General features: G+C 71.2%; 29 protein-coding genes and 1 riboswitch. Of the genes, 13 read left to right on the top strand and 16 right to left on the bottom strand.

Features of this window, described 5'->3' with window-relative positions; genetic code table 11:
* Positions 1 to 10: 10 nt before the first annotated feature.
* Together ABZ463_RS11560 and ABZ463_RS11565 are read right to left on the bottom strand one after the other, a co-directional pair.
* On the bottom strand, positions 11 to 1,048 hold the full coding sequence (locus ABZ463_RS11560; protein WP_352011310.1) for an ATP-dependent DNA ligase: 1,038 nt from the start codon (positions 1,046 to 1,048) through the stop codon (positions 11 to 13).
* A 41-nt stretch (positions 1,049 to 1,089) separates the two neighbouring features.
* Entirely contained in the window at positions 1,090 to 1,812 is a 723-nt protein-coding gene (locus tag ABZ463_RS11565) for a dihydrofolate reductase family protein (RefSeq protein ID WP_352011311.1), read from the bottom strand.
* A 99-nt stretch (positions 1,813 to 1,911) separates the two neighbouring features.
* Here ABZ463_RS11565 and ABZ463_RS11570 point away from each other — a divergent pair, with 99 nt between their 5' ends.
* Positions 1,912 to 2,328, top strand: coding sequence for a hypothetical protein (locus ABZ463_RS11570; protein WP_362775532.1), 417 nt, complete (start codon positions 1,912 to 1,914; stop codon positions 2,326 to 2,328).
* A gap of 10 nt (positions 2,329 to 2,338) precedes the next feature.
* Here the strand turns inward: ABZ463_RS11570 and glgX are convergent, their stop codons facing one another.
* Positions 2,339 to 4,456, bottom strand: coding sequence for a glycogen debranching protein GlgX (gene glgX, locus ABZ463_RS11575; RefSeq protein ID WP_352011313.1), 2,118 nt, complete (start codon positions 4,454 to 4,456; stop codon positions 2,339 to 2,341).
* A gap of 331 nt (positions 4,457 to 4,787) precedes the next feature.
* On the bottom strand, positions 4,788 to 5,216 hold the full coding sequence (locus tag ABZ463_RS11580) for an OsmC family protein (RefSeq protein WP_352011314.1): 429 nt from the start codon (positions 5,214 to 5,216) through the stop codon (positions 4,788 to 4,790).
* 199 nt (positions 5,217 to 5,415) lie between these two features.
* On the opposite strand from ABZ463_RS11580, the gene ABZ463_RS11585 reads away from it, so the two are divergent.
* Both ABZ463_RS11585 and ABZ463_RS11590 read left to right on the top strand, forming a co-directional pair.
* Entirely contained in the window at positions 5,416 to 5,946 is a 531-nt protein-coding gene (locus ABZ463_RS11585) for a sigma-70 family RNA polymerase sigma factor (protein ID WP_362775535.1), read from the top strand.
* Positions 5,943 to 7,061 (top strand): hypothetical protein, encoded by a 1,119-nt coding sequence (locus tag ABZ463_RS11590; protein ID WP_362775537.1) that lies wholly within the window; start codon positions 5,943 to 5,945, stop codon positions 7,059 to 7,061. The genes ABZ463_RS11585 and ABZ463_RS11590 overlap by 4 nt, the downstream gene beginning before the upstream one ends.
* Positions 7,062 to 7,118: 57 nt before the next feature.
* On the opposite strand, the gene ABZ463_RS11595 is transcribed toward ABZ463_RS11590, so the two are convergent.
* On the bottom strand, positions 7,119 to 7,670 hold the full coding sequence (locus ABZ463_RS11595) for a hypothetical protein (RefSeq protein WP_362775539.1): 552 nt from the start codon (positions 7,668 to 7,670) through the stop codon (positions 7,119 to 7,121).
* Positions 7,671 to 7,867: 197 nt separating this feature from the next.
* On the opposite strand from ABZ463_RS11595, the gene ABZ463_RS11600 reads away from it, so the two are divergent.
* Positions 7,868 to 8,467 carry a hypothetical protein gene (locus ABZ463_RS11600; protein WP_352011318.1) on the top strand — a complete coding sequence of 200 codons (600 nt, stop codon included), beginning with the start codon at positions 7,868 to 7,870 and terminating at the stop codon, positions 8,465 to 8,467.
* Here the strand turns inward: ABZ463_RS11600 and ABZ463_RS11605 are convergent.
* Both ABZ463_RS11605 and ABZ463_RS11610 read right to left on the bottom strand, forming a co-directional pair.
* Entirely contained in the window at positions 8,460 to 10,088 is a 1,629-nt protein-coding gene (locus tag ABZ463_RS11605; RefSeq protein ID WP_362775541.1) for an isovaleryl-CoA dehydrogenase, read from the bottom strand. The two genes, ABZ463_RS11600 and ABZ463_RS11605, sit on opposite strands and share 8 nt — an antisense overlap.
* 4 nt (positions 10,089 to 10,092) lie before the next feature.
* Entirely contained in the window at positions 10,093 to 11,541 is a 1,449-nt protein-coding gene (locus ABZ463_RS11610) for an ankyrin repeat domain-containing protein (RefSeq protein ID WP_362775543.1), read from the bottom strand.
* A gap of 96 nt (positions 11,542 to 11,637) precedes the next feature.
* Here ABZ463_RS11610 and ABZ463_RS11615 point away from each other — a divergent pair, with 96 nt between their 5' ends.
* The 3 genes from ABZ463_RS11615 (at position 11,638) to ABZ463_RS11625 (ending at position 13,780) form a co-directional block, all read left to right on the top strand.
* Positions 11,638 to 12,354, top strand: coding sequence for a DUF1707 domain-containing protein (locus ABZ463_RS11615; protein ID WP_352011321.1), 717 nt, complete (start codon positions 11,638 to 11,640; stop codon positions 12,352 to 12,354).
* A 92-nt stretch (positions 12,355 to 12,446) separates the two neighbouring features.
* On the top strand, positions 12,447 to 12,950 hold the full coding sequence (locus ABZ463_RS11620) for a SigE family RNA polymerase sigma factor (protein ID WP_352011322.1): 504 nt from the start codon (positions 12,447 to 12,449) through the stop codon (positions 12,948 to 12,950).
* Positions 12,947 to 13,780 (top strand): hypothetical protein, encoded by an 834-nt coding sequence (locus ABZ463_RS11625; RefSeq protein WP_362775546.1) that lies wholly within the window; start codon positions 12,947 to 12,949, stop codon positions 13,778 to 13,780. The genes ABZ463_RS11620 and ABZ463_RS11625 overlap by 4 nt, the downstream gene beginning before the upstream one ends.
* Here ABZ463_RS11625 and ABZ463_RS11630 read toward each other — a convergent pair.
* From ABZ463_RS11630 to ABZ463_RS11650, 5 genes are all read right to left on the bottom strand, one after another.
* Entirely contained in the window at positions 13,766 to 14,536 is a 771-nt protein-coding gene (locus tag ABZ463_RS11630) for a sirohydrochlorin chelatase (protein ID WP_352011324.1), read from the bottom strand. The two genes, ABZ463_RS11625 and ABZ463_RS11630, sit on opposite strands and share 15 nt — an antisense overlap.
* Positions 14,533 to 15,261: a phosphoadenylyl-sulfate reductase gene (locus ABZ463_RS11635; protein WP_352011325.1), complete on the bottom strand. Its 729-nt coding sequence runs from the start codon at positions 15,259 to 15,261 to the stop codon at positions 14,533 to 14,535. Before ABZ463_RS11635 ends, ABZ463_RS11630 begins: the two co-directional genes overlap by 4 nt.
* Entirely contained in the window at positions 15,258 to 15,401 is a 144-nt protein-coding gene (locus ABZ463_RS11640; protein WP_184616917.1) for an Insertion element protein, read from the bottom strand. The genes ABZ463_RS11635 and ABZ463_RS11640 overlap by 4 nt, the downstream gene beginning before the upstream one ends.
* 28 nt (positions 15,402 to 15,429) lie before the next feature.
* Positions 15,430 to 17,112, bottom strand: a complete 1,683-nt coding sequence (locus ABZ463_RS11645; protein ID WP_362775549.1) for a nitrite/sulfite reductase — start codon at positions 17,110 to 17,112, stop codon at positions 15,430 to 15,432.
* A gap of 363 nt (positions 17,113 to 17,475) precedes the next feature.
* Positions 17,476 to 17,622: a hypothetical protein gene (locus tag ABZ463_RS11650; protein ID WP_352011327.1), complete on the bottom strand. Its 147-nt coding sequence runs from the start codon at positions 17,620 to 17,622 to the stop codon at positions 17,476 to 17,478.
* A gap of 129 nt (positions 17,623 to 17,751) precedes the next feature.
* On the opposite strand from ABZ463_RS11650, the gene ABZ463_RS11655 reads away from it, so the two are divergent.
* The 6 genes from ABZ463_RS11655 (at position 17,752) to ABZ463_RS11680 (ending at position 22,847) form a co-directional block, all read left to right on the top strand.
* A complete protein-coding gene (locus ABZ463_RS11655) occupies positions 17,752 to 18,150 on the top strand; it encodes a YccF domain-containing protein (RefSeq protein WP_352011328.1) in 399 nt (132 codons plus the stop codon).
* 79 nt (positions 18,151 to 18,229) lie between these two features.
* Positions 18,230 to 19,195 carry a YihY/virulence factor BrkB family protein gene (locus ABZ463_RS11660; protein ID WP_352011329.1) on the top strand — a complete coding sequence of 322 codons (966 nt, stop codon included), beginning with the start codon at positions 18,230 to 18,232 and terminating at the stop codon, positions 19,193 to 19,195.
* Between the two features lie 18 nt (positions 19,196 to 19,213).
* Positions 19,214 to 19,294, top strand: a riboswitch (ZMP/ZTP riboswitch).
* A gap of 33 nt (positions 19,295 to 19,327) precedes the next feature.
* Positions 19,328 to 20,584 (top strand): serine hydroxymethyltransferase, encoded by a 1,257-nt coding sequence (gene glyA / locus ABZ463_RS11665; RefSeq protein WP_352011330.1) that lies wholly within the window; start codon positions 19,328 to 19,330, stop codon positions 20,582 to 20,584.
* Positions 20,585 to 20,884: 300 nt separating this feature from the next.
* On the top strand, positions 20,885 to 22,003 hold the full coding sequence (gene rsgA, locus ABZ463_RS11670) for a ribosome small subunit-dependent GTPase A (RefSeq protein WP_362775553.1): 1,119 nt from the start codon (positions 20,885 to 20,887) through the stop codon (positions 22,001 to 22,003).
* 178 nt (positions 22,004 to 22,181) lie between these two features.
* Positions 22,182 to 22,550 (top strand): hypothetical protein, encoded by a 369-nt coding sequence (locus tag ABZ463_RS11675; RefSeq protein WP_352011332.1) that lies wholly within the window; start codon positions 22,182 to 22,184, stop codon positions 22,548 to 22,550.
* A gap of 51 nt (positions 22,551 to 22,601) precedes the next feature.
* Positions 22,602 to 22,847, top strand: a complete 246-nt coding sequence (locus tag ABZ463_RS11680) for a hypothetical protein (protein ID WP_352011333.1) — start codon at positions 22,602 to 22,604, stop codon at positions 22,845 to 22,847.
* A gap of 97 nt (positions 22,848 to 22,944) precedes the next feature.
* On the opposite strand, the gene ABZ463_RS11685 is transcribed toward ABZ463_RS11680, so the two are convergent.
* From ABZ463_RS11685 to ABZ463_RS11700, 4 genes are all read right to left on the bottom strand, one after another.
* A complete protein-coding gene (locus tag ABZ463_RS11685) occupies positions 22,945 to 23,259 on the bottom strand; it encodes a WhiB family transcriptional regulator (protein WP_012893126.1) in 315 nt (104 codons plus the stop codon).
* 103 nt (positions 23,260 to 23,362) lie between these two features.
* Entirely contained in the window at positions 23,363 to 24,277 is a 915-nt protein-coding gene (locus ABZ463_RS11690; protein ID WP_362775555.1) for a sucrase ferredoxin, read from the bottom strand.
* A 402-nt stretch (positions 24,278 to 24,679) separates the two neighbouring features.
* Entirely contained in the window at positions 24,680 to 26,173 is a 1,494-nt protein-coding gene (locus ABZ463_RS11695) for a glycerol-3-phosphate dehydrogenase/oxidase (RefSeq protein ID WP_362775557.1), read from the bottom strand.
* Positions 26,170 to 26,745 (bottom strand): TetR/AcrR family transcriptional regulator, encoded by a 576-nt coding sequence (locus ABZ463_RS11700; RefSeq protein WP_362775559.1) that lies wholly within the window; start codon positions 26,743 to 26,745, stop codon positions 26,170 to 26,172. The genes ABZ463_RS11695 and ABZ463_RS11700 overlap by 4 nt, the downstream gene beginning before the upstream one ends.
* Positions 26,746 to 26,781 lie beyond the last annotated feature (36 nt).

Genomic DNA, 26,781 nt, shown 5'->3' on the forward strand with positions numbered 1-26,781 from the left:
CACCGGCCCCTCAGCGGGCCAGGATGTCGTCCAGGTCGTAGGAGACGGGCTGTTCGAGCTGCTCGAACGTGCACGACTCCGGGGTCCGGTCGGGGCGCCAGCGGCGGAAGTGGGCGGTGTGCCGGAAACGCGTGCCCTCCATGTGGTCGTAGGCGACCTCGATCACCAGCTCGGGCCGCAGCGGCACGAACGACAGGTCCTTGGTCGCGCTCCACTTGGAGATCGCCCCGGGCAGGGACTCGGCGCTCCACGGGTGACCGTCCTGGCTCACGTACGGCGCCAGCTCCTCGACCAGCTCCGCCCTGCGCTTCATCGGGAAGGAGGCCGCGACGCCGACGTGCCTCAGGGCGCCCTCGGCGTCGTAGAGGCCGAGCAGCAGGGAGCCGACCACCGGCCCCGACTTGTGCTCGCGGTAGCCCGCGACCACGGCGTCCGCCGTGCGCTCGTGCCTGACCTTGAACATCGCCCTCTTGTCCGGCTGGTACGGCAGGCCGCCGGGCTTGGCCACGATGCCGTCGAGCCCGGCGCCCTCGAACGTCTCGAACCACTCGGCCGCCCGCTCCTGCGAGGTGGTCACCGGTGTCAGCCGTATGCTCCGGCCCGCGCCGCCGAAGATCGACTCAAGGCGTGCCCTGCGCTCGGCGAAGGGGACCTCCATGAGGGACTCGTCGCCGAGGGCAAGCAGGTCGAAGGCGACGAACGAGGCGGGCGTCTGCTCGGCCAGTAGTCTCACCCGGGAGGCCGCGGGGTGGATGCGCTGCTGCAGGGCCTCGAAGTCGAGCGCCTGGCCGCCGCGGATGACGATCTCCCCGTCCACCACCACCCGCTCGGGCAGCTCCGCCCGCACCGCCTCCACCAGCTCGGGGAAGTAGCGCGTGAACGGCCGTTCGTTGCGGCTGCCGAGGTAGACCTCGTCGCCGTCGCGGAAGACGACGCACCGGTAGCCGTCCCACTTCGGCTCGTAGAGCATGGTGCCGTCCTGCGGCGGCAGGGACTTGACGGCCTTGGCCAGCATCGGTGCGACCGGGGGCCGCAGCGGCAGGTTCATGTCACTCCTCGTCGTCCGTTCGTCGGGCTAGCCTGACCTTTCTACCGGAGAGGACGGACATACCTGGTGAACAGGAAACCGTCCTCCTCCAGGACATGGGCCAGGTCCAGCCGGACCGACGCCGGAAGGCCGTTGAGGATGCGCGCCGCGGGGCCGCCGGTCAGCATCGGGCTCACCGTCAGGCACAGCTCGTCGACCAGGTCGGCCTCGGCGAGCTGGGCGTTGACCTTGGGGCCGCCCTCGCACAGCACCCGCCCCAGGCCGCGTGAGGCCAGCTCGGCCAGCGCCGCGGCCAGGTCGATCCGGTCGCCACCGGCCACGATCACCTCGGCCACCTCGGCCGTCTCCGCACGCCGCCGCGCGGGAGCCGCCTCACAGGTGACCACGATCGTCCTGGCGTACGGCTCGGCCTCGGTGAACAGCGGGCTTTCGAGGTCCAGGTCGAGCAGCCGGGTGAGCACGGCCACCGGCGGCGCCGCAGGACGCCCCGCACGCAGGTGACGCCACGACTCCCGGGGCCTGGCGGGGCCGTACCCCTCGGCCCTGACCGTCGTGGCGCCGGCCAGGACGACGTCGGCCTGCCCGCGCAGCACCCCGAAGATCCGCCGGTCGCCACGGCCCGACAATCCGCCGGACAGCCCGTCGAGCCAGGCGGCCCCGTCGGCGCTGGCCACCATGTTGAGCCGGACGCACCGTTCGCGGGGGTAGGCGTAGAGCCGGGCGAGATCGACCTCGTCGGAGGCGGCCGGGTGGATGAGACGCATCCTCCTACCTTGGCACAGGAGACCGTACGGCCCTCCCGTGAGAACGTTCGGTAACGGATTCGACACTTCCGGTGAAATCGGGGCGAGTGGCGTTACATGATGCGGCAAAAGAGACGGGGAGGCAGTGTGGGGCTGGCCGCGATCGTGACGTGGTTGATCACCGCGATGTTCGGCGTCCGCCTGTTGCGGCTGTGGCTGCTCCACGGCGGGCCACGCAGCCAGGCGGCGAAGGTCACCCGCTTCCCCGCCGCGCTGCTCTTCGCCCACCCGATGCTCGCCATGTCGGCCCTGAGCTGCTGGGGCGCCTACCTGGTCACCGACCGCCGGGCGCTGGCCTGGCTGGCGTTCGGGGCGCTCGCGCTGACGGCCCTGCTCGGCTTCACCATGTCCACCCGCTGGCTCGGCGGCGGCCGTCACGCGCGCGGCGCCGGCCAGCGCCCGCCGGTCCTCACGATCCTGCTGCACCTTCTCGCCGGGCTGACCACCTTCGTCCTCATCCTGCTGACCGGGCCCTAGCGAGGCGCCGTCAGGGGCGGCGGCAGCGCAGGATCCTGATCGAGCGGGAGGTCACCGGGACGTGGGCGTCGGCGGGCCAGGGCCCCTCGTGGGCGGCCTCGTCGCCGCCCTCCCGCGCGGTGTCCAGCACGGACAGCCAGCGCGCGCCGTACCTGGCGCCGGGGACGGTGAAGGTCAGGTCCTCGTGGTGGCCGTTGATCAGCAGCAGGAACGAGTCGTCCACGATCGGCTCGCCACGCGGGCCGGGTTCGGTGATGGCCGCGCCGTTCAGGAAGACCGCCAGCGACTTGGCGTAGCCGGTGTGCCAGTCGGCGGCCGACATCTCCTCGCCCGAGGGGGTCAGCCAGACGATGTCGCGGGTGCCGTCCTCGGCCTTGCGGCCGTGGAAGAACCGGCGCCGCCGGAAGACGGGGTGCTCGCGCCGCAGCTCGGACAGTCCCCTGACGAAGTCCAGCAGCTCCTTGTCGGTCCCGGCCGGGGACCAGTCGATCCAGGAGATCTCGTTGTCCTGGCAGTAGGCGTTGTTGTTGCCGCCCTGGCTCCTGCCGAACTCGTCGCCGGCCAGCAACATCGGCACGCCCTGCGAGACGAACAGGGTGGTCAGCAGGTTGCGGCGCTGACGGCGGCGCAGGGAGGTGATCTCCGGGTCGTCGACCGGACCCTCGGCGCCGCAGTTCCACGAGCGGTTGTCGTCGGTGCCGTCCCGGTTGTCCTCCCCGTTGGCCTCGTTGTGCTTGCGGTCGTAGGAGACCAGGTCGGTGAGGGGGAACCCGTCGTGGCAGGTGACGAAGTTGATGGAGGCGACGGGACGGCGCCCCGAGGTGGCGTACAGGTCGGCCGAACCGGTCAGCCGCGAGGCCAGCTCAGGCAGCGCCGAGCCGTTGCCGCGCCAGAAGTCGCGCACGCTGTCGCGGTACTTGCCGTTCCACTCGGTCCACAGCGGCGGGAAGTTGCCGACCTGGTAGCCGCCGGGCCCCACGTCCCACGGCTCGGCGATCAGCTTCGCCTGGGAGATGACCGGGTCCTGCTGGATCAGGTCGAAGAAGGCGCTCAGCCGGTCCACGTCGTGCAGCTCACGGGCCAGGGCGGAGGCCAGGTCGAACCGGAAGCCGTCCACGTGCATCTCCAGGACCCAGTAGCGCAGCGAGTCCATGATGAGCTGCAGGGCGTGCGGGGAGCGGACGTTGAGGGAGTTGCCGCAGCCGGTGTAGTCGAGGTAGTAGCGCCGGTCTCCGTCGTGCAGCCGGTAGTAGGCCGCGTTGTCGATGCCCCGAAAACCCAGCGTCGGCCCCATGTGGTCGCCCTCGGCCGTGTGGTTGTAGACCACGTCGAGGATGACCTCGATCCCGGCGTCGTGCAGCGCCCGCACCATCGCCTTGAACTCCAGCACCTGCTCGCCGCGCTGCCCCGAGCTCGAATAGGCGGCGTGCGGGGCCAGATAGGCGATCGTGTTGTAGCCCCAGTAGTTCGTCAGCCCGCGGGCGACCATCGCGTGCTCGGGCACGAACTGGTGCACCGGCATCAGCTCGACCGCGGTGACGCCCAGGGCCAGCAGGTGGTCGATGACCGCCGGGTGCGCCAGCCCCGCGTAGGTGCCGCGCTGCTCGGGCGGCACCGCGGGGTGGCGCATGGTGAGCCCCCGCACATGCGCCTCGTAGATCACGGTCTGGTGGTACGGCGTGCGCGGCGGCCGGTCGTTCCCCCAGTCGAAGAACGGGTTGACCACCACGTTCTTCGGCATGAAGGGGGCGCTGTCGTCGTCGTTCCTGCTGGCCGGGTCGGTGAAGGGGTAGGAGAACAGCGACTCGTTCCACCTCAGTTCGCCCTCGACCGCCTTGGCGTAGGGGTCAAGCAGCAGCTTGGCGGGGTTGCAGCGGTGGCCGCGCGAGGGGTCGTGGGGGCCGTGCACGCGGTAGCCGTACCGCTGGCCGGGGGCGACACCGGGGAAGTAACCGTGCCAGACGAAACCATCCACCTCGGGCAGGTCGACGCGCTCCTCACGGCCGTCGTCGTCGAACAGGCACAGCTCGACGCGTTCGGCGACCTCGGAGAACACCGAGAAGCCGGTGCCCGCGCCGTCCCACGTGCCGCCCAGGGGGTAAGGCTCTCCCGGCCAGATCTCGCGCATGCGGCCCTCAATCTCCCTCAGCTAGCCCTCGTGCGCACAGGTGCCGTCGCCCTCCTCACCCTTGTCCGGGGGACACGAAACGAGGGGGCGGGAGCTCACAAGGTGTGCGGACTTTCCTCTGACGGTCTCGGCGGTCTCGGCCGGACGATGGCCGTGAAAGAGGGACGGCCCGCCCGGCTGAATGGGGGTCGCCTGAGTGTACGCGCCCGGGGTCACCGGGTGGAACGCCTGGCCGCAAGGCTTTAACCTGCGCTTTTCCCGCCTCGCGGGGATGGGACGCAGGTCTCCCGGCCGCGCCGCTGAGGCGGGCACGGCCGGAAGACACGCTCGATCAGCCGACCAGTTCGGCGTTGAGGCTGATCGTGGTGCCGGAGAGGGCCTTGCTCACCGGGCAGTTGGCCTTGGCCGTCTCGGCGGCCTTCTGGAACTCCTCCGCCGACAGGCCCTCGACCTGGCCGCGGACGGAGATGACGATCCCCGTGATGCCCTCGCCCGGCTGGAAGGTCACCTCGGCCTTGGTCTCCAGGGACTGCGGCGGGGTGCCCGCCTGGGCCAGGCCGTGGGACAGGGCCATCGAGAAGCAGGAGGAGTGCGCCGCCGCGATGAGCTCCTCGGGCGAGGTCTTGCCGTTGGCCTGCTCGGCCCTGGAGGGCCAGGACACGTCGAAGGTGCCCACCTTGGACGAGTCCAGCGAGACGGTGCCCGATCCGTCGAGGAGCGAGCCCTTCCACTGGGTCGTCGCGGTACGTGTCGTCGCCATGGCGATGTCCTTTCGATCACGAAGCGTTAACCAGGAACGACCCTACTCGCCGAGATCACGAGGCTTGTCCCCGGAGCCGTCCGTCGCCCCCGTTCCCGAGGCGATTCGATTACCCGGCGTTACTTTACGGATGGAATCTGTAATCGATCCCTTGGTGGTGGACGTAAGAAACATGACGCCAGGTGGGGAAGGGGCGACCGTGCCGGAGGACGAGGAGAAGTGGTTCGAGGAGATGTTCCGCGCCTTCTACGAGCCCGTCTGGGCCTACGCGGCGCGCCGGGTCGGCTTCACCGGGGCCGACGACGTCGCCTCGTGCACCTTCCAGACGGCCTGGCGCAAGAGGAACAGGATTCCCAGGGACGACGACCGCGCCGTCGTCGCCTGGCTGTACCGCGTCGCCTGGGGGCACGTGCGCAACGCCACCCGCGGTGAGGGGCGCAGACAGCGCCTCATGGCGCTGCTGAGACAGCTGCCACCGGAGCTGTCCGGTGACGGGACACACGACGAGGAAGAGGTCAGGACCGCGATGGAGACGGCCATGGCGCGCCTGCGCCCCAAGGACGGAGAGGTCCTCCGCCTGCACTACTGGGAGGACCTCGCGATCGATGAGATCGGCGGGGTTCTCGGTCTGACGCCGAACGCGGTCAGGGTACGGCTGTGCCGGGCCCGCATGAGGCTGGCGGACCTGCTGCGGGGCATGTGCCTGTGGTGCGAGGAGGCGGGCCGGTGAGGGCGCGGGGACGAGACCGGTTCCGCGAGCTCATGGTCCGCTGCAACCCCGTGCCCCCGCACGAGGCGCGGCGGAGGATGGGCGACGGGCAGGAGGAGGTCCTACGGCGGATCATGAGCGAGAGCACCCCCCGGCGGGCGCGGGGCAGGGGGTCGGTCCTGGTGGTGGCCCTGCTGGCGACCGCCGTCGCGGTGGCGGTCCTGCCGAGGGTCGTGCAGCGGGGACAGCCGGGAGACCGGCAGGGGGCGGGGGAAGGCCCGCCGCCGGGCGCCGCCGCCTCGCGCACCGGCCCGCCCATCACCGCGGACCTGGCACGGATCGTCCACCTGTCGGCGGTCGAGCCGCTGCGCGGCCATCCGCTCCCGATGTCGTCCTTCCCCCGGGCCTCGGCAGGACTGCTCGGCCTGGCCCGGCTCGCCGGTTCCCGCCCGGGCAGGCAGGAGGGGCCGTGGAGCTATGTCGAGACCGAGGAGTGGCTGCTGGCCACCAGCGTCACCCGGGACGGCACGACCTCGCGGATGACACCGTGGGTCGTCAGTCGCTGGACGCCGCAGGACGATCAAGGCACCTACCACAGGACGCGCAGGCCAGGAAGGCCGTTCGGGAGCGGCGGCTGGGCCGGTATCACGCCAGGGGCCGACCAGGCGACGGCCACCGAGGGCGGTGATAACACTGAGACCGGCGCCGCGGCGGACCTCGGCCCCAGGGCGGCCGCTCTGTCGCGCTCCGAGGAGGAGCTGCGCGACCAGCTGCTCGACGGGGAGCCGCAGGCGGGCATGACGCGCACGCACCGCCTGGTCAGGGCCGTCGAGGACCTGCACTCCCACGACGTGGTCGAGCCCGACCTCCGCGCGGCTCTGTGGCGGACGCTCGCCGCCCAGGACGACCTGCGGGACATCGGGCAGGTCAGGGACCGCAACGGCAGGCCAGGGCGGGCCTTCGGGTTCGAGGACGGGCCGCTGCTCGGGGTGTTCGTCGTCAGCTCGGCGACCGGTGGGCTGCTGGCGACCGAGCTGATCAGGCTCACAGGCCCGGGGGAACCGCGCCCGGCCGTCGAGGAGTACCGGACCTACCTCACCGCCCGGTGGGTCGCCGGTCCCGGCCTGACCTCATGACCGGCGGCGGCGCCGTACGGTGCGATCCCGCCCAAACCGTACGGCGCCGTCGCCCTCTCATCGGCCGGGGCACTCACGCAGGCTGGGATGGGCGTTGACCCAGCGCCGGTCGGCGACACCCCGGAGATTGCCGTATCCCGACCCGCCGGGAAAACAGGCCCCCTCCTCGTCCCGGTTCCTCTTGACGAGGAAGACGAAGGGGCGGTCGTTCCTGAGGGACATGAAGAGGCCGATCCCGTCGATCCTCCTCGTGCCCGGCACCTTGATGGCCTGCCGCGATCCCTCGTAGGCCCTGCGGTCGTAGAGGCAGACCGCGTTGCCGGGAACGCCGTCCTCGTCGCAGTCGTGCTCGGCGCCACGCCTGGCCGGGCCGCACGACGGGGGCCGGAAGGTGATCACCTCGGCGCCGTCGTCGTAGGAGACCGTGTCCGGCGGGACGAAACGCCCGTCGGGTGCCTTCGCGAGCTGTTCGGCCACCGCCCGCGCGACATCGGCCTGACACGGGGAGGGACGTTCGACGGAGGGCGGCACCGGCGTGGCCGGCGGACCGGTGAGCAGGCAGGAAAGCGCGCCGCACACCGCTCCCAGGGCTTTCAGGCTGGTCGTCATGTTCGATCCTTTTGGTGGGGGTGAAACCGGCCGTCTTCCGAGGGCGGGGACGGGCCGGAAACGACGCGTCCGCCGGGGAGGGGCCGCTCTCGCGCCCTCGCGGATCAATGAATATCCGGCCGCCGCTCGTAATGAACTCCGCTGCGACGGACGTTTACCACCGGAGAGCAATTCTTTGTCAGGACGGAGCGCTTCGGATGAGGACCCCCGGACCGGCCCGCACGGGCCACCGCGATCCGCTGCCGAGGGACGGCAGCCGGGACTGCGGCGTGCTGGAACGGGTGATCCACCGGCGTTGGACGGGGACACCGCGCAGGGAGCTCGTCGCCGCGATCGACGAACTGGCGAGCTTGCCGGTCCACCTGGCGACCCGGCTGTCCGAGGACCTCGACGGGATCTGGCTCGGCGCCGACCTGCTGCCCGAGCCGCCGGAGCCGGACGACTCCTGCGACGCGCGGGTCGCCGCGGAGTCGGCGGGCATCCACATGGGGCGCACGATCGTCGTCACCGGAGGGGCGCACTCGTCGGGCTCGCTGGTCCACCACATGATCGGTCACGCCCTGTGCCAGATGGACGAGATGGACCAGACCCCTGAGTGGCGCCGGATCATGCGCTTCTGCCGCCCCCTGCTGGTTCTCGACCGCTACCGCGACTGCCCGGCCGAGTGGTGGGCGGAGAGCTACGCGCTGTGCGCCGCCAACCGGCTCGACCGGCTGACCAGGCTGCTCGCCGACGACGTCCAGAGCGCGGCGGCCGTCGCCGCCTACCACCAGAGACGCCAGGGATGGGTCAGATGACGGCCCGGCCGATCACGGCCTCCAGGTCGAGGCCGGGCGGCAGGGTGCCGAAGGCACGGCCCCCCTCACCGGCCAGCCGGGAGGCGCAGAAGGCGTCGGCGACGGCCGCGGGCGCCAGCCGTACGAGCAGGGAACCCTGCAGGACCAGGGCCATGTCCTCGGCGATCCGGCGGGCGTTCGCCTCGGCGGCGGAGAGATCGCCGAGCGCGCCCAGCAGGGCACGCAGCCGTACGACCGCCGCGTCGAGACGCCGGTCGGCCCCCCTGGCGAGCGCGACCTCCGCGAGGAACGCCTCGACGGCCTCCGGCTCACGCCCCAGAGCACGCAGCACGTCCAGCGCCGCGACGTTTCCCGAGCCCTCCCAGATGCCGTTGAGCGGTGACTCGCGCAGCAGCCTGGGCATCTGGGAGTCCTCGACGTAGCCGTTGCCGCCCAGGCACTCCATCGCCTCGGCCGCGTGGGCGGGGGCGCGCTTGCACACCCAGTACTTCGCGACCGCCAGCGCGGTACGGCGCAGCGCCGCCTCGGACCGGTCCCCGGCGACGGCCCGGTCGGTGGCCCCGGCGAGCCGGGTCATCAGCGTGGTCGCCGCCTCCGACTCCAGGACGAGATCGGCCAGGACGTTGCGCATCAGCGGCTGGTCGGCCAGCCTCCTGCCGAAGGCGGCACGGTGCGTGGCGTGGTGGACGGCCCTGACCGCGCCGTACCTCATCCCGGCGGCCGAGCCGATCACGCAGTCGAGCCGGGTCATGTTCACCATCTCCAGGATGGTCCGCACGCCCCGGCCCTCCTCACCGACCGGCCAGGCGAACGCCCCCTCGTACTCCACCTCGGCGCTGGCGTTCGACCGGTTGCCCAGCTTGTCCTTCAACCGCACCAGGCGCATGGCGTTGCGGGTGCCGTCCGGCAGGACGCGGGGCAGCAGGAAGCACGACAGGCCTCCCGGCGCCTGGGCGAGCACCAGGAACGCGTCGCACATCGGGGCGGAGTTGAACCACTTGTGGCCGGTCAGCGCGTAGCCGCCGCCGGCGAGGGGCTCGGCCCTCGTGGTGCCCGCACGAACGTCTGAGCCGCCCTGCTTCTCGGTCATCGCCATCCCGGCGAGCACCCCGCGCTTGCCCAGAGGCGGCCGGAGCCCGAAGTCGTAGCTCCTGGACGTCAGCAGCGGCTCCCATTCGGCGGCGAGGGCGGGGGCGTGACGCAGCGCGGCGACCGAGGCGTAGGTCATCGAGATCGGGCAGCCGTGCCCCGCCTCGACCTGGCTCCAGAGGTAGAACCCGGCCGCGCGGGCCACGTGCGCGCCGGGCCTGGCATCGGCCCAGGGCGCGGCGTGCAGCCCCTCGCCGACCGCGACGGCCATCAGCTCGTGCCAGGCGGGATGGAACTCGACCTCGTCGATCCGGTGGCCACGGGCGTCGTGGGTGCGCAGGACCGGCGGATGCTCGTTGGCCAGGCGCCCCCACTCGGCGGCCCGCGCTGAGCCCGCGAGCACGCCCAGCGCCCGCACCTCCCCCGTGGCCCAGCCCGCCCCCTCACGCTCGACGCCGGCCAGGAGGGCGGCGTCGTCGGACACGTCGTGCCCGACGAGCGGCGGAACCTGGTTGAAGACGTCGTGGGTCATCCAGTCAGGCCTCCTTGACCAGGTCGCGCAGGTAGTCGTCGTCCTCGTCGCTCTCGGCGAGGACCCGCTCGACCCCCTGCCTGGCCCGCGGGTCGCCGCGCACCAGCAGGCCGCGCGTCGCCTCGGCCACCGTGCCCAGCTCCTCGTCGCCGAGTCGCGCCGCCAGCGCGTCACGGATCGGCTCGCCGTCCTCGGACAGCCCGGCCAGGCCCATGGTCGCCCACTCGCGCACCTCCTCGTCGGGGTCCTCGCTCATCGAGATGAGCAGCGCGAGCCCCTCGGCGTGGCCGGGCGGCAGCACGGCGGCCAGCGCGGCCGGGTCGGCCTGGGTGCGGGTCCAGCCCGGGGCGGTGACGATCTCCAGCACCTCGGGCAGGGAGCGGGGGTCGGCGTGGTGGCCGAGCGCGCCGAGCACCGAGCGCAGCACCCGCTCGTCGCCCTCGGTGGCCGCCATCCGCCGCAGGATCGGCAGGGTCCGGTCGAGGAAGGGCCGCTCGTCGTCGGTGAAGCCGAACTCGGCGAGCACGTCGACGCCGAACTCCCGCCTGCGCGGGTCCTCACTGACGCACAACCGCGCCGCGGCCTCGAACGTCTCCTCGTCCGCGCGCTTGCTCAGCGCGCCCGCGATCGTCCACCAGGTCTCCGCCTCCTCGTCGACGTCCCGGTACGGCAGCGCCCGCTCGACCAGCGTCTCGACGCCGGGAAGCTGACCGGTCGCCTCCTCCAGGAGGGTCGCGACGGCCGCGTGGCCGCGCTGGCAGCGCAGCTCGGCCAGCCGTTCCCCGTCCTGGCTCACGGCGGCGACGGTCACCAGGTCGGTGCCGTCGGAGGCCCGGCTGCGGCCGACGACGAACTGGGAGTCCTCGGGGACCTGCTCGGTGAGCTGTTCGAGCAGCGCGCTCTCCAGCTGGGTGCCCAGCCAGTCGTAGGCGATGGCCAGCGGGGTGTCGCCCTCGCCGTCGGGCCTGTCGGCCTCGGCCCCGCGCTCCAGGAGCACCCGCGTCGCGCCGAGCGCCCCGCGCCTGGCGGCCAGGGTGAGCGCGGTCTCGCCGCTCTCGTTGGCCTCCTCCGGGTCGGCCCCGGCGTCCAGCAGCGCCGTGAGGGCCTCCTCCCGGCCGTTCGAGGCGGCCCAGAGCAGCGCGGTCCAGCCGTCCTCCTCCCTGGCCGAGGGGTCGGCCCCGGCGCGGAGCAGCGCCTCCACGGTCTCGACACGGCCCAGGGCGGCGGCCGCGCACAGGGGCAGGCCCTCCTCCTCGCCGCCGCTGATCCTGCCCGGGTCGGCCCCGTGCGCCAGCAACGCCTCGACGATCGCCGTCCTGCCGCCCGCGGCGGCGGCGTACAGCGCCGTGCTGTGCCCGGTCGCCTCGGGGTCGGCGCCGAGGCCGTCCCGGAGCAGGCGCTCGACGCGCTCGACGTCACCGCGGGCGACCGCCTCAAGAAGTTCTTGGTACATGAGGGGACCCTAACCTGTTCCCGCCCTCCTCAGGGGCGGTCATGTCCTCCTCAGGGAGGAGCCGTTGACCGGACAACTCGCGATATGTTGTGAGTTATGAGCGATCCCGGTGCGATGCGAATCTCGGACGCCGAGCGGGAGGCCACCGTCGAGTGGCTGCGTGTCGCCTCCGTCGAGGGGCGGCTGACGCTCGGGGAGCTGACCGAGCGCACCGAGGCGGCCTACACCGCCGTCACCCAGGCCGAGCTGGCCGTCATCACCTCGGACCTGCCCGGCACAGGACGCTCAGCCCCGGCTCCCGCCCCCGCCTACGAGCCGCAGGGGCGGCCCCCGGGAAGGGCGCGGAAGTGGTTCGTCGCGGTGATGAGCGAGTCGAAGCGCCGCGGCAAGTGGCGCATCGACCAGGGGCTCGGCGCGGTCGCCGTGATGGGCGGGGTCGTCCTCGACCTGCGCGAGGCCGAGGTCCGCACCGACGTGGTCGACATCGTCGTCACCGCGGTCATGGGCGAGGTGAAGATCATCGTGCCGGACGGCGTGGACGTCGAGCTGGACGGCATCGCGATCATGGGGGAGAAGAAGGTCAAGGTCAACGAGGCGCCGCCCGGCGTGAACGCGCCGCTGATCCGGGTCAAGGCCTACGTGCTCATGGGCGAACTCAAGGTGATCGGCGACTCCAGGACCAAGCCCCTGAAGAAGCAGTGGGCCGCCTGGCGGGAGCAGTGGCGGGAAATGCGCGGAGAGCTCACGGGGGAACAGCACGGTCCCGGCTCACACGGCTGGCACGGCTCCGACCGCCGCGACGACCGGCGCTAGCCTCCCCCCGCCGTTCCGTACGGCCGTGCAACGTTCCCGGGGGTCCGGACGGTAGTGATCGGTGAACATCACCGATCAGTGAGGACCATCGGATGCGAGACCGGGCCGACTTCGAAGGCTACGTCGCGCAACGCTCGGCCCGTCTGCTGCGCACCGCCTATCTGCTCTGCCGCGACTGGGGGCAGGCGGAGGACCTGACGCAGACGGCGCTGGCCAAGGCGTGGCTCGCCTGGCGCAGGGTGCGCGACGACCCCGACCCGTATGTGTACCGGATCCTGGCCAACACCCACGCGAGCTGGTGGCGCAGGAGATGGCGGTCGGAGATCCCGACAGGGAGCCTGCCGGAGAACGTCCTGGAGGACCCCTCGGACGGATTCGGCGTCCGCGAGGAACTCCGTACGGCACTGGCCGCCCTGCCCGCCAAGCAGCGGGCGGTGCTGGTGCTGCGTTACTACGCGGACCTGCCGGACGGGCAGATCGCCGAGATCCTCGGCTGCTCGGCGGTCACCGTACGCAGCCAGGCCGCCAGGGCGCTGGCCAAGCTGCGCGTCGATCCCGCGGCCAGGGCCGCGGCCACCCTCGGGGAGCTGACATGACGAACATCGAATCCGAGCTGCGCGACCTGCTGCGACAGGACGCCGAGCGGTGGGAGGGCGCCGGGGGCGGCGTCACCGTCGCCCGGGTCCACGAGCGCGTCCGCGGGATCAGACGGCGCAGGATCGGCCTGCTCGGCGGTGCCGCCGGGGTGGGGCTCGCCGTCGCCGCCACCCTGATCCTGCCGGTCACCGGGGTCCCGGAGAGCACGGACGACACCTGGAACGGCGTCATGTCCGCGGCCTCATCACCCGGCTACGGCGTCGCCTCCAGAAGCAAGGTCGTCCTCGACGAGCGGTTCACCAAGATGGGCGAGCGCGTCGCCTTCGACATCCCCAGAAAGACGGACCGGGGCAACGCGACGGCGATGATCTCCTGTCCGCGCGGGGCGGAACTGCTCTACTGGGAGGACGGCGTCTACCGCAACGCCCTGTCATGCGCCGAATGGCTGCCCGGCACCGACAAGAAGTTCAGAGGCGGCGTCAACCTGACCGTGCGACGGGGCTCGCGCTTCGAGGTCGCCGTGCTCCCGGCGGGTTCCGTCGCCCGGCTGGGCAGGACGCTCGTCACCGGTGAGGACGCGCGCCGGGTGCTCGACCTCGCGAACGGGGGGCGGGCCGACATGCGGTTCAGGGTCACCGACACGTGGATCGAACCCTGCGAGAACGGACCCGACTGCACCTTCGTGGACGGGAGCACCCCTGAGCCCACGGTGACCGTGACCGTCACTCCCAGCCCTCCCAAGCCTTCGCCTTCGCCCTCCGTCACCATCACGATCACCATCACCCCCGTCCATCCCACCACCGGTGGAACGGGGTCAGGCGGTGGCTGAGCGCTCCAGCCCGCCCAGGGCCTGCTCGTAACGTTCGATTAACACGGTGGCCAGCTCGGGGGCGGCGCCGAGGACGTCCGCGACGACCTCGGCGCCCACGGCCGTCGTGTCACGGCGGATCTTGTCGGCGAAGTGGCCGGGGGCCAGCAGGTAGGGGGCCACGACCACCCGAGGGGCCCCCGCGCGCAGCAGCCGTAGGACCTCCTCCTGCGGCGTCGGCTCCGCGGCCGTGGCGTAGGCGGCGGTCACCGACCACCAGCCCCGGCGCCGTCCCCACTGGGCGGCCACCCCGGCGACCGTCGCGTTGGCGCTGCGGCTGCTCGACCCGGCCGAGACCAGCACGACCGCGGTCGAGGGGTCCCCGGCCTCGACCCCCGCCTCGGCCAGACGCCGCTCAAGGGCGGTGACCAGCAGCGGGTGCGGGCCGAGCGTCGCGCCCCTGTGCACACGCAGCCTGGGGTTACGGGCCGTGGCCTCGGCCAGCGCGCCGGGGATGTCGACCCGGCTGTGGTAGGCCTCGGTGAGCAGCAGCGGCAGCACCGCCGCCTCGCCCAGCCCCGAGAGCGCCATGGCGAGCGTCGGCGGGGCGTGGTCGAGGTAGGCGGTGCGCACCGGGATCTCGGGACGGGCGCGCCGTACGAGGTCGAGAAGTTCCTCGACCGTCGCGGCGGCGCGCGGGTCGCGGGACCCGTGCGCCACCGCGATCAGGGGCGGTGCCGACGTCACGCCACGCGGGCGCCACGTCACGGACGTCATAGATGCAGCCCGCATTCCGTCTTGCCCATCCCCGCCCAGCGGCCGCTGCGCGGGTCCTCGCCGGGCGCCACCTGACGGGTGCAGGGCGCGCAGCCGATCGAGGGGTAGTTGTCGTAGTGCAGCGGGTTGATCAGCACGCCGTTGTCGGCCATGTAGTTGTCGACGTCCTCCTGCGTCCAGCGGGCGATCGGGTTGATCTTCACCATCTGGCGCTTGGCGTCCCACTCGACGACCTTGACCCCGGCGCGGGTGCTGGCCTCGTCACGGCGGATGCCGGAGATCCAGGCGAGGTACGGCTCAAGGGCGCGGTTGAGCGGCTCGACCTTGCGCAGGTAGCAGCACAGGTCGGGATTGCGCCCGAACAGGCGGGGACCGAGGTCGCGCTCCTGCTCGGCCACCGTCCTGGACGGCTTGACGTCGATCACGTTCACGTCGTAGACCTGCCGCACCGCGTCACGGGTGCCGATCGTCTCGGCGAAGTGGTAACCGGTGTCGATGAACAACACGTCGATCCCGGGCTTGACCCGGCTCACCAGGTCGATCAGCAGGGCGTCACTCATGGAGGAGGTGAGGCACAGCCGGTCGCCGAAGGTGGCCGCCGCCCAGCGGATGATCTCAAGCGCGGAGGCGTCCTCAAGGAAACGGGCCGCCGACTCGACGATGTCCTGCAGGTCCAGCGTGCCGCGCTGCTGCCGTAATCCGACTTCGATGTCCACCAGGCTCATGACCGCACTCCGATTCCGAGAAACTTCAGCTTGAAGGCGCGGGCGCACGAACGGCAGTACCAGCCGCCGTCGCCCTCGTAGGGTTCGAGGTCCTCTTCGCCGCAGTAGGGGCAGTGGAAGGGGACGGCCCGCTCGCTCATCTTTGGCCCTCCCCGTACGGCAGGCCGGTCACTTGAGGTCCGCCTCGTCGGCCCGCTGGACCCACTCGGAGAAGGTCTCGCCCTCGTTTCGCTGCTTGTCGAAGTTGCGCACCACGCGCTCGACGTAGTCGGGAAGCTCCGTGGCCGTCGTCTTCAGGCCGCGGACCTTGCGGCCGAAGCCCGAGCTGACGCCCAGCGAGCCGCCCAGGTGGATCTGGTAGCCCTCGACCTGCTCGCCCTCGTCGTTGACGATGAGCTGGCCCTTGAGGCCGATGTCGGCGACCTGGACGCGCGCGCAGGAGTTCGGGCAGCCGTTGAGGTTGATCGTCAGCGGCTGCTTGAAGTCGGGAAGGCGCCTTTCGAGCTCGTCGATCAGGTTGGCGCCCGCGCCCTTGGTCTCGACGATCGCCAGCTTGCAGAACTCGATGCCCGTGCACGCCATGGTCTGGCGGCGGAAGGTGGAGGGGTTGACCCGCAGGTCGTTCGCCTCCAGCTCGGCCACGACGCTGTCGACCTGGTCGGGGGCGACGTCGAGGATGACCATCTTCTGCTCGGCCGTGGTGTGCACCCGGCCCGAGCCGTGCCGCTCGGCGATGTCGGCGATCAGGTGCAGCGTGTCACCGCTGAGACGGCCGACCTTGGGGGCGAAGCCGACGTAGAAGTTGCCGTCCTTCTGCGGGAAGACGCCCACGTGGTCCCTGCGCCCGTTGCGGGGTGGCTTGGGCGCGGGGCCGTCGGGAAGCGCGTGGCCGAGGTACTCGGTCTCCAGGACCTGCCGGAACTTCTCCGTGCCCCAGTCGCTGACCAGGAACTTCAGCCGCGCCCTGTGCCGCAGGCGACGGTAGCCGTAGTCACGGAAGATGCCGATCACGCCGGCCCAGACCGCGCTGGCCTGCTCGGGGGTGACGAAGACGCCCAGGCGCTTGGCCAGCATCGGGTTGGTCGACAGGCCGCCGCCGACCCACAGGTCGTAGCCCGCCTCACCCTTGTCGTTGACCACGCCGACGAAGGCCACGTCGTTGATCTCGTGCACCGTGCAGTGCGCCGGGCAGCCGCTCACCGCGGTCTTGAACTTGCGGGGCAGGTTGGAGTAGGCGGGGTCGCCGATGTACTTGTCGCGGATCTCCAGGACCGTCGGGGTGCCGTCCAGGACCTCCTCGGTGTCGATCCCGGCCAGCGGGCAGCCCAGGAAGGCGCGCGGGGTGTCGCCACAGGCCTCGGTCGTGGACAGGCCGACGGCTTCCAGGCGCTCCCAGATGTCGGGGACGGACTCGATCTCGATCCAGTGGAGCTGGATGTTCTGCCGGTCGGTGACGTCCGCGGTGCCCCGGCCGTAGAGGTTGGCGATGTCGGCGATGGTGCGCAACTGCGCCAGGCTGAGCCTGCCGCCGTCGATCCGGACCCGCATCATGAAGTAGCGGTCGTCGAGCTCCTCCGGCTCCAGGATCGCGGTCTTGCCGCCGTCGATCCCGGGCCTGCGCTGGGTGTAGATCCCGTACCAGCGCATCCGGCCCCGCAGGTCTGCCGGGTCGATGGAGTCGAAGCCCTGCTTGGAGTAGATGTCGATGATGCGCTGGCGGACGTTGAGCCCGTCGTCGTTCTTCTTGAGCTCTTCGTTCTTGTTGAGCGGTTCGCGGTAACCGAGAGCCCACTGACCTTCGCCTCGCGGGCGCTTGTGGTGGCGGTTAGCCGGCCTGGCCGGGGTCGTCATGTGCGCGTCCTTTGTAAATCGGTGGAGTGATTTCCGGACACGCGCAGACGTTGCCGCCGCCTCTTCGTTGAGTGCGGGGGAGTGGCGCTCACAGAGCGATGACGTCTGTCACGCGCCCGAGCTGGATGAAATCAGCGGAGGGCGACGGTCAACGGACGTCACGACAGATGGCGCTGCGGACACGAAGCAGGTCGACGTGGCGTCGCACGACGAGCAATGGGTCCGCTGGCATGTCCATGACGATACCTTGGCGGCCCGAGATGTCCAATGCGGGGTCCGGAATCTGGACTTTCCGCATCCTTCCCTGGCGCCGTCCGCCCAGCCCTGGCGCGGCCGGGTCCACCGGGCGGGAACGGCCGGAGATCACCCCTGTCTCAGCCAGTTCGTCGCGGGCTCCGCGGGAGGTTCCTCCTCCCGGTCCCGGCGGGTCTCCGGCTGGTGCTGGCAGTCGCACCACGAGCCACCCCTGCACTCGCCGTGCCTGCGTTCCTTGCAGCTCGCGCAGATCACCCCTCCATTGTGCGGCGGCGTGGGGCGTACCCCGTGGAGCGGCACTCCGTCCGGATCAGGGGCTTTCCAGGGTTTCGCCAGGGCTGTGCCCGATGGAGTTGTCTGTCCGCTCATTGAGATGATCGGAACATGCGCACGTTGTTGAACGTCATCTGGCTGGTGTTCGCGGGGATCTGGCTGGCCCTCGGTTATGTCGTCGCGGGCGTCATCTGCTGTGTCCTGATCATCACGATCCCGTTCGGCATCGCCTCCTTCAGGATCGCCGCCTACGCGTTGTGGCCCTTCGGGCGGACCGTGGTGCGCGACCCCGAGGCGGGTTGCCTGTCGACCGTCGGGAACGTCATCTGGTGCGTCGTCGCCGGGATCTGGCTGGCCATCGGCCATGTGCTCACCTCGATCCCGCTGTTCCTGTCGATCGTCGGCATTCCGCTGGCCGTCGCGAACATCAAGCTGATCCCCGTCTCCCTGCTGCCGCTGGGCGCCCGGATCGTCGACGTGGACGACGCGGAGGCGTTTTACCGCAGGTGACGACGCGACCGACCCGAGACTCGATCGTTTGCCGCGTGAGCTCGTGATCACAGGGGCGCTGCGCATACCGTGGTGTGCCATGACCTCCACCGACGCGCCGGCGCGCAGGCGAGGGCCACGCAGGCGCGAGCCGGGCGCGGCCAGGGCACGGCTGCGCGCGGGCCTGTCCTGGGTGCGGGGAACGGACGCCTGGGCCCTGGCGCGGGCGACCACCGGCGCGGGCGTCGCCTACCGTGTCACCGGGCTGGCGGGGGAGGCCGCCTTCTTCGCCCTGCTGTCGCTGCCGCCGTTCATGCTCGGCCTGATCGGCGTGCTCGGCCGGTTCACCCGTGTCTTCGGCCCCGAGACGGTCAAGGACGTCAGCGACTGGATCGAGACGCAGGCGCATCTGCTGTTCACCGACAACGCCGTCGACAAGGTCGTCTCCCCGCTCATCGACGACGTGCTGAAACCGGAGAACCAGGTCTCCCTCATCTCCCTGGGTTTCCTGCTGGCCCTGTGGTCGGGCTCCCGGGCGCTGTTCGTCTACGTGGACCTGATCTCCCTGGCGTACGGCCTCGGGGAGGAACGCGGCATCATCCGCACCCGCCTGATGTCCTTCGGGCTCTACCTGGCGGGCCTGCTGATCGGGCTGCTGGTCATGCCGGTCCTCGTCCTCGGCCCGGTCGCGCTGCGCAGCGCGCTGCCCCCCGACTACGCGGGCCTGGTCACCGGTCTGTACTGGCCGGTCGTCGTCGCGGGCTCGGTGTTCTTCCTCACCCTCCTGTACCACGTGAGCGTCCCGGTGCGCACCCGCTGGTGGCGGGAGACACCGGGGGCCGTGCTCGCGCTGATCATCTGGATCGCCTGCGCCGCCGTGCTGCGCGCGGTGCTGGCCGCCTGGTTCTCGCCCGTCTCCATCTACGGCTCCCTCGCCGCCCCCATCGCGGTCCTGCTGTGGCTGTACATCACCGCCCTGGCCGTGCTCATCGGCGCGACGCTCAACGCGGAGGTCGACAGGCTCTGGCCGGTCGACGGCGCGGGCCGCGCAGCGCGTGCGGGGTGAGCACGAAGGGTCCGCTATCGTCTAAAGCGCGACTGGCGCATTGGGTGGGAGCGACCACCGGGGAGCGAAAAGCGGAGGCCGTACGCCTGGGTCTTCGCAGGTTGTCAACGATGACAGGGGAGTGAAGGCGCCATGGGTTCTCTATCCGACGTCGATCCGCAGATCGCCGAGCTCATCAAGGCCGAGGAGCGCCGCCAGGCCGACACGGTGAAGCTGATCGCCTCGGAGAACTACGTCTCCAAGGCGGTCCTCGAGGCCACCGGCACCGTCCTCACCAACAAGTACTCCGAGGGGTACGCGGGCAAGCGCTACTACGAGGGCCAGCAGGTCATCGACCAGATCGAGACCCTCGCCGTCGACCGCGCCAAGTCCCTGTTCGGTGTGGAGCACGCCAACGTCCAGCCCTACTCGGGCTCGCCCGCCAACCTCGCCATCTACCTGGCCTTCCTGCAGCCCGGCGACACCGTCATGGGCATGGGCCTGCCGTTCGGCGGCCATCTGACTCACGGCTGGTCGGTTTCGGCGACCGGCAAGTGGTTCAACCCGGTCCGCTACGGCGTCCGCAAGGACACCGGCCGCGTGGACATGGACGAGGTCCGTGAGATCGCCCTTCGCGAGCGCCCCAAGCTGATCTTCTGCGGCGGCACCGCCATCCCGCGCACCATCGACTTCCCCGCCTTCGCGGAGATCGCCCGTGAGGTCGGCGCCGTGCTGGCCGCCGACATCGCCCACATCGCGGGCCTGGTCGCCGGTGGCGCCCACCCGTCGCCGGTCGGCCACGCCGACGTCATCTCGACCACGACCCACAAGACCCTGCGCGGTCCCCGTGGCGCGATGCTCATGGCAAGCTCCGACGAGCACGCCACCGCGCTCAACAAGGCCGTCTTCCCCGGCCTGCAGGGCGGTCCGCACAACCACACCACCGCGGCCATCGCGGTCGCGCTGAAGGAGGCGGCGACCGACGACTTCAAGGACTACGCGCGTCAGGTCGTCCTGAACGCCCAAGCGCTGGCCGAGGAGCTCAAGAGCCGCGGCTTCGACCTGGTGTCCGGTGGCACGGACAACCACCTCATCCTGTTCGACCTGACCCCCAAGGGCATCGGTGGCAAGCCCGCCGCGCAGGCCCTGGACAAGGCCGGGCTTGAGACCAACTACAACACCGTGCCCTTCGACACGCGCAAGCCCTTCGACCCGTCCGGCATCCGCATCGGCACCGCGGGCGTGACCAGCCGCGGCATGGGCGTCACCGAGATGCGGCAGATCGGCGCCTGGATCGACCAGGTGGTCAGCGCCCTGGCCAAGGACGAGGACGAGGCAAAGCACGTCATCACCCGGGTGCACGGCGAGGTCCGTGAGCTGACGAGCCACTTCCCGGCTCCCGGCCTGTAACCCGCACGAGAGAAAGCCCCGGAGCCCGTGGTTCCGGGGCTTTCTCACGCCGTACGGCCCTGCTTCCCCGGCTCGCCGGAAAAAGGTTTGCGCGTGATGGGGGAGTTCGCGCTAATGTTCTGCGGGTGGGCGTTGTCGCGCCCGTGGGCGACGCCACCGCCGCGAGCGGTGGCCGAGAGATGAGGAGGTGAGGACATGCGGGTCTTCTTCCTTGGCATGCCTTCAGCCGTCCTCCGGGTGCCCGTCTAGCCGACTTCCTTCACCGGGCACCCGACCTTCCTCGAAAAGGGTGTACCCACGTTGTCAGCTTCACGTTTTCCCGTCTCCTCCGACCTGTCCTCGCTCGGCTGGGACGACTCCCACGCCGCCTCGCTGCCCGACGGGCTGATCCCCGCCAGGGTCGCGCGCGTCGACCGGGGGGCCGCCGAGATCCTGTGCGCCGAAGGGCACTTCCAGGCTCACTACGGCGCCGCCGTACGGCGGGCCGCCGCGGCCGACCCCGTCGCCCTGCCCTGTGTCGGGGACTGGGCCGGGCTCAGGAAACTCGCCGAGGGCCGTTACGAGCTTGAGGCACTGCTGCCCCGCCGTACGGCGTTCGTGCGTGGCGGTGTCGCCAGGCTCTCGCGCGGCGGCCTGTCGGGCGACTCCAGGGGGCAGGTGCTCGCGGCCAACGTCGACGTCGTCTTCGTCGCCGAACCCGCCCTGCACGCCACGGACACCGCCGACCTCGGCCGGATCGAGCGGCTGCTCGCCCTGGCCTGGGAGAGCGGCGCCCAGCCCGTCGTGCTCGTCACCAAGTCCGACCTCGCGGGGGCGAGCCTGGCCTTCCTGATGGAGGAGGTCGCCGCGGCGGCGCCCGGCGTCGAGGCGCACGCGATCTCCTCCCTCACCGGAGAAGGGGTGGACATCGTGCGCGGGCACCTGGGCGGGACGCGCACCGCCGTCGTGCTCGGTGCCTCGGGCGCGGGCAAGTCCACCCTGGTCAACGCGCTGGCCGGGGCGGAGGTCATGGAGACCCAGCAGGTCAGGGCCGCCGACGGCAGGGGCCGTCACACCACGGTCCACCGCGAGCTCATCCCGTTGCGCGACGGCGGGCTCATCATCGACACCCCCGGTATCCGCCGTATAGGCCTGTACGACATGGGGGAGGGCGTCGACATGGTCTTCTCCGACATCGAGGAACTGGCCGAGCGGTGCCGCTTCGCCGACTGCGGGCACGACAGCGAGCCGGGCTGCGCGGTGATCGCCGCCATCGAGGACGGCACGCTTCCCGAGCGGCGGCTGGAGAGCTGGAACAAGCTCCAGCGCGAGGCCCTGTGGATGGCGTCGCGGACCGACGCGCGCCTTCGCAAGGAGATGCAGAACCGGTGGAAGACCATCCACAAGGAGATGCGTAAGCCGGGGCGCAGCCGTCCCTGATGCCCCGGGCCGCGCAGGCCGTGGAGAACGGGAAAGACCCGGGGTGGGAGACTCCGCCCCGGGTCCGGCACGGCGCCGTGTGTTTCAGCGGACCGGGGGAGGGTCGCGTTCCTCCGGGCGCCATGCCGGTCACCGTGGGTCGTGTTTCGTTGACCCAGAGTAGGCAAACCTTGTAGGTGTGATCGCCGGTTCGTGTTCGGGAGCGCCCTCGCGGCGCCGCTGGACGGTGCCGTGGGTCCTGCTCGCCGTCTGCCTCGGGCTCTGTCTCGGCTGGCAGCCGGGTGGACTGGTGGGCCTGGTGGCCGAACGCCAGTGCGTCGAACGGGTGGAGGAGGCCCCGCACCCGGTCGACGAGACGCCCGTCTCACCCCTGGCGCACGACGCCGGGCGGGGACGTGAATCGCACCTGCCCGCACCGCGCCCCGCCGGGGACGCGCGGGCGCCGCAGGGGCGGGGGCCGGAGCGGAGCGGAAACAGGGAGGACCTTCCCGCCGCCCTGCCCACCGGAGCCGGCAGGCTGATCATGATCGGTGTGTCTCGCATATAGGCCGACGTCCTGCCCACAGGCCGGTACGGAATCCATGCGAGAAGAGAGCACATGCGAGAGATCGACACTGTCGCCGAGGCCTGGGACTTCCAGTGCCTGCGCTGCCAGCACGTCTGGGGAGACCTCTACGAGACCTGCCACGCCGACGACGGGCGTCCGGTGGTGTGGCGCAGGAGGGGGATCGTCACCACTCCGCCGTGGGTCGACCAGAGTTGCCCCGAATGCTCGGCGTCCCACGTCAAACCGCTGCCCTCGCGCGGGCACCGGGACACACCGAAGATTCCACCGCGGAACTGACCGCCCGCACGTATCCATCCCTTACACGACAACGTGTGATCTCGCAGGGGAATCAGCGAGATCACACGTCAGGGGGAAGCCGGGTGGAGGTACTTGCTCAGGCGACGGCGCTGATGCCGGCGCTGGCGGCGCGGCGCATGCGACGGCGACGCTCGGAGGCGCGCTCGTCCTCGTTCAGACCGCCCCAGGTGCCGTACTTCTCCGGACGGGACAGCGCGTAGTCCAGGCACTCCGCGCGGACCGGGCACTGGGCGCAGATCGCCTTGGCCTTCCGCTCGCGGATGTCACGCTCAGGCTGACGCTCCCCGTCAGGACCGAAGAAGAGCACGAGGTCCTCACCCCGGCACGCGGCGTCATCCTGCCAGCCCCAGCTGGGCCGGGGCCGGGCGGTCTGCCGACGTACCTGAGACATGAGAAAACCACCTTTTAGTGAGAGGTATTTCGGGTTGATGCCGCATTGGACGTTTCCGGCGTCCTTGGGTCCAACGCCTGGATAGGCCGTGATGTTCCCCAGGTCAGGTCAGGGCGGGCGTGGCGTACCGCACAGGGGTGAGCCTGTCCAGCGCGACCAGCCGATAGGTAGTGATCTCCTCGGCGCAAGCCGTACCACATGGCGTCGTCAACGTCATGGGTTCAACCACTACCCGAAAACGAACGCCACTACCGCGCACAAATGCCTCGGTGGTGGCGCCGTCCGACCTGGAGGACTCCACGGCCACTCCGCCAACCGAGAGCTCGCCCGTGTGGGCGCGGACGAAATGCTCGGCGGCCTGCAGTGGCTCAGGGATGCCTGAACGTCCCCGGAAACGGTCGAGAGTGATCTCGCCGGACCGGTACGCATCGGCTGCCGCGATCGCAGCAGCCTGAGACATGCTGCCGTAGTAGAGGCCGTGTGGCAAGCACACAAGGTTGGCGGCGTAGCGATCGCCGCCAACATGTGATGTTTCCCATACTCTGTCCGGCAAAACCTTCGCCAGGGAACGAGCTAGGGGAAGTCCAATGCGGGCGCAGCACGCGTTGCGTTTGGCATGCGTGCAGACCAGAAAAACCGGCTCACTCACAAGTATGCAGGACTCCGGGACCACTCCGGCCATCAAGGCGTCCATGTCAAGATCGTCTGGACCTGCGACGACGCCCTCGGCGAGCCAGGGCTCGGCGGCGGTCGAGTCGGCGACCATGACGTGGATGCCGCCTGTCACGGGTCTGCGGCGTCCGGGACGGCGGATGAGCTGGGGCCGGACACCGGCGGCGACGGCCCTGTCGACGAGGGCGCGCACTCCGGAGGGCAGGCGGCATTCCTCCAGGTGGGAGGCCCAGGGGCCGGGGTGCTCGACCAGCAGCCAGAAGCGGGCCCCGACGGTGGCGCTCGCCAGAACGGGCAGGTCGCCGGTATGGCAGCCCTCGGGATGCGCGCAACCCCTGAGTGTCATATCCGGAACGCTCCCCCCGGTGACGTCTTCCCAATGCTTACTTAGGTAAGACTAACCTAAGAGTGTTGCGAGCGTGACGGAGGAGGAGCGGGGCGATCCCTGGGTGAATCGGACGTTCACTAAATCCTGCGGTGTCCCGCTGTCAATGGAACCGCCGAATAAAGCCGTTCCCCCGTGCGGGCACCCACACCCCTGCTTCAATGGGCGCTGTCAACGGGCTCACACCGGCGGGCGGTCGTCCGCCGTCCCGAGCCGGCGGTCATGGGGTGGTGGTGGGCCACCGCTCCAGGTCCGCCGGGAGGGGCCCGGTGCCCTGAACCTCCCCCAGCCTCTTCTCTGTTCTTCCGTGATCCCAGGTGACCCCCGCATGGGCGCACGGAAGTCGTCATACGGCGCCGCCGTTCAGCGGTCGAGCGCCGCCCGCGCCGCGGGCAGGGCCACGGCCCTGTCCTCGGCGACCAGCCCGATACGGGTGCGGCGGTCGAGCAGGTCGTCGACGTCGAGGGCGCCTTCGTGCCTGACGGCCCAGACCAGCTCGGCCCGGGTCACCCCGGTCGGCAGCGGTTCGGCCAGTGCCGGGTCCTCCCGTGTCAGTGCCTGGACCGCCGCCGCCTCACTCCCGTAACGCTCGGCCAGTCGTCCGGGTGTCCCGCTTCCCCCGGTCGCGCCGACCAGGGGCAGGCGGGCCGTACGGCTACCGCCCGCCGGCAGGTCGCGCAGCCGTACCGCCAGGTCGACCGCGTCCTGCGCCATCCGCCGGTAGGTGGTCAGCTTGCCCCCGGCGACCGTCACGACCCCGTCGCGGGAGACCGAGAGCGCGTGCCTCCTCGACAGGTCCGCGGTGCGTCCCTCGGCGTCGAGCAGCGGGCGCAGCCCGGCGTAGGCCCCGGCCACCTCCCACCTGCCGACCGCCGTTCCGAGCACCGAGTTGAGCACGCCGAGCAGGAACGTCACGTCCTCCTCCGGGACCGAGGGCACGTCCGGCACCGGGCCTTCGACCGGCTCGTCGGTGAGCCCCACGTGAACCCTGCCGTCGGCCTGGGGGAGCACCAGGACGAACCGGTTGGCCTCGCCCGGGATCGGCACGTGCAGCCCGGCGGACAGGCCCGGCAGGGTCTCGGGGCGCAGCACCAGATGGCTGCCGCGTGAGGGCCGCATCCGGACCTCGGGGACCAGCGTGCCCGCCCAGACGCCGGTCGCGTTGACGACCGCCCTGGCCCGGACCGTCAGGACCTGCCCGGTCAGCTCGTCGCGGACCAGCGCCCCGTCCCCCGTCAGTTCGAGCGCCCGGCACCGGGTCAGGATCCTGGCGCCGTGCGCGGCGGCCGTCCTGGCCAGCGCGACGACGAGTCTGGCGTCGTCGGTCAGCCGCCCGTCCCAGGACAGCAGCGCGCCGCGCAGGCCCCGGGACTCCAGGCCGGGCACCAGGCGCAGCGCCGTCCCCGCGGAAACCCTTGAGGGGCCGGGCAGTAGGCGCCTGGGCGTGCGCGCGGCGATCCGCAGCCCGTCTCCGAGCCGGTAGCCGGTCATCACCGTCGCCGCCCGGCCCCGGGAGACGGACGGGGTGAGCGGCAGCAGGTACGGCTGGGCCCGTACCAGATGGGGGGCGGTGCGGGTGAGCAGGACGCCGCGTTCGACGGCGCTCTCCCGCGCCACCCCGACCTGTCCTCTGGCCAGGTAGCGCAGGCCGCCGTGGACCATCTTCGAACTCCACCGTGAGGTGCCGGAGGCCAGGTCGCCCGCGTCGATCGCCGCGACGGACAGACCCCGCGAGGCCGCGTCGAGCGCGGCGCCCGTCCCGGTGACGCCGAGCCCGACGACCAGTACGTCGACCACGAAGCCGGGGAGTCCGGCCAGCTCGCGGGCCCGCCGCGCCGCGTTGAGGGAGGAGTTCACGGCCGCAGGTACCTCTCCAGGAGTTCGGTCAGCTCGGCGTCGAGGGCGTCCCCGGTGAGCGGGGCCAGCAGTACGGGGCCGGACAGCAGGAACGACTGGGCGGTGAGCACGACCGTCCCGGCCAGCCGCGCCGGGTCGCCGGGCCGTACGGTGCCCCGCTCCTGGCCCCTGGCGACGGCCGAGCCGACCAGCGAGAGCATCACCTCGTGGCTGGCGCCCCTGCGCCACAGCAGGTACGGCAGGAGCAGTTCGGGGTCCACCTCGACGATCTTGCGCCAGAGCGGGTGGCCGCGCAGCGCGCCGACGGTCGCGACCGCGGCGGTCACCGGGTCCTCGGTGGCGAAGCGGCCCGCGACGCGCAGCCACTCGCGGGTCATCAGGTCGGCGACCAGGGCGTGCACGTCGGGCCAGCGCCGGTAGATCGTCATGCGGGACAGCCCGGCCCTGCGGGCCACGTCGGTGAGCGTGGTCCGCCTGACACCGACCGCGAGCACCACCTCCCTGGCCGCGTCGAGCACCGGGTCGGCGGATGTTCCGCCCTCTACGGGGTCATTGTGACGAATGGACGCCATATGTCACAGTGTAGAGGTGGACACTCCCAAGAAAAC

Origin of the sequence: Streptosporangium sp. NPDC020145 (assembly GCF_040631275.1) — a bacterium.
Classification (GTDB): Bacteria; Actinomycetota; Actinomycetes; order Streptosporangiales; family Streptosporangiaceae; genus Streptosporangium.